Source organism: Nonomuraea candida (genome assembly GCF_000725485.1).
In the GTDB taxonomy this organism is placed as follows: domain Bacteria; phylum Actinomycetota; class Actinomycetes; order Streptosporangiales; family Streptosporangiaceae; genus Nonomuraea; species Nonomuraea candida.
This window is the reverse complement of the sequence record NZ_JOAG01000115.1, coordinates 1-1,776: the sequence shown is the minus strand read 5'-3', so window position 1 is coordinate 1,776 and position 1,776 is coordinate 1. Positions and strand designations below refer to the sequence as shown.

Annotated in this window: 3 protein-coding genes; 2 read left to right on the top strand and 1 reads right to left on the bottom strand. The window is 66.1% G+C overall.

Annotated features, from left to right (window positions below; genetic code table 11):
• Positions 1-646, top strand: a 646-nt coding sequence (locus IO39_RS43260) for an AAA family ATPase (RefSeq protein WP_157549822.1), incomplete at its 5' end; no start/stop codon positions are given.
• Between the two features lie 12 nt (positions 647-658).
• Positions 659-892 (top strand): hypothetical protein, encoded by a 234-nt coding sequence (locus IO39_RS43255; protein ID WP_043637532.1) that lies wholly within the window; start codon positions 659-661, stop codon positions 890-892.
• Positions 893-1,450: 558 nt separating this feature from the next.
• On the opposite strand, the gene IO39_RS53755 is transcribed toward IO39_RS43255, so the two are convergent.
• Positions 1,451-1,776: beta/gamma crystallin domain-containing protein (locus IO39_RS53755; RefSeq protein WP_211267391.1), on the bottom strand; the 326-nt coding region annotated here is incomplete at its 5' end.

Here is a 1,776-nt window from a genome sequence, read left to right as displayed (position 1 = left end):
ACGGTTGGAGCAGATTCCGCTCTCTTCACGGGCCCGGCATCATGATCGGGTGGACAGACTCTTAGTGCTGGTGAACGGCCTACCTGGGTCCGGAAAGTCGACCTTGGGCAGAGCCCTGGCCGTGCAATTGGGCGCGCGACTGCTGTCGAAGGACTCCGTGAAGGAGGCGTTGGAGACGTGCGTGGATGACGTCGCGTCCATCCCGGGGTTTGGCGGCATCGCCATGGAAACGGTGTGGGCACTGGCGCGTGCTATCCCGGGAAGCGTGGTAGTCGACTCGTGGTGGTTTCGGCCGCGTGACCTGCTGCACGCGAAGGCCGGGATCGAGAGCACGCGAGCCGACCGGGCCGTGGAAGTCTGGTGCGATGTGCCCGCCGAGGTCGCCAGGGAACGTTACGCGAGTCGACGGCGAAGCGCCCTCTACCAGGACGAGCGGCGCCTGGCTGACGATTGGCAGACGTGGGCGGCGAAGGCTGAGCCGCTGGGCCTCATACCGACCGTCATGGTGAACACGAGCCGGCCCGTTGATTGTGTCTGGTTGGCAGCGCAGATCAACCATCACACGACGCGGCAGGACCCAGCGGCTGCTCTCATGATCGGCAAGGGTCTCATCTCCGAGCCCGACTACTCGGTCAACTCCGATTGAGCTTCACCAGTCGTGCATGCCCGAGAACCCCTCAACGCAGCCACCATTCGAGAGGAACTCCGGCTGCTCGGCTTCCCCAGCGGTGCCGCCAGGGAGGCCGCCGCGCGTGAGCAACTCGGTGAGGCGCGCGGGGACCTCACGGCCGCCCAAGCGGCGGCGCGCACCGCCCAGCAGCAGGCCGACGCCGCTGAGCCCCGGGCCGCCGAGCTGCTCACCCTGCTGCGCAGGCGCAGCGACCCGTCCTAGGGCCAGAGCTGGCCAAAGATCGTTAAAGGGGGATCAGAGACAGCCGGTCAGATCAAGGCCCCGAGGAGCATCGTTGACTCGGAGGTCTGGGCCCGTGAGGCGGGCCCAGACCTAGCCGGTCAGAATGGGGCCTCTTGCCCGCCGACACCGGCACCGGCCATTGCGAGCTCGTGCTCTTGGCCCTCGCCGTCCGACGGGTTGGACGTGTTCTCCCAGGACTCGGCCGGCCTCGATGGCGTCCTGGCAGCTACGGCCTGGCCTGAACCCATACGATCTGGGCTCGAAGCGGGCCTCCCACTCCGGTTCCAGCGCGTTGCGGACTCGTGCCTGGTGGCAGCGGTCCATCAGCACCGGGCTGGCGCGAATAGGGAGCGCTCTTCCAGGTCGGCGTTTGCGGGAGAACCACAAGGCGGCCTTGTCATGGTGCGTCTGGTTGGAGCGGGTGACGGACTGTGACCGTCATCAGGCCGATCTGGCGGACCAGCTCGGCGACGACGCTGGGAGCGATTGCGTTGTCCCTGCTCAGAGCCGCCTGAACTTGGAGATGGCCCAGAGGTCTCAGATGATCCTGATCTTGTCGAGGTGGACCCCGCCCGGGTTGTTGGGGAAGGTGTAGACGCTCCACTTGTTGATCCCGCCCTCGGGCTGCCACCTTCCGTCCCCGTACCACTGGACACGGTTATTGCCGGTCGAGATTCGGTCAAGCCACTGCTTGTCCCCTACGCGCCAGCCGGTGATGTCGTATTCCCCGCCGTTGGCGAAACACGTGACATGGTGACTGACGCCTCCAAGGTGGGTGGTGTTGTGCCAATTCACCTGGAGGAATTCGGGTCCGCACGGGACCACGTTGATCGCTAAGGCGGGTGCCGCGGGGATGATCAGCG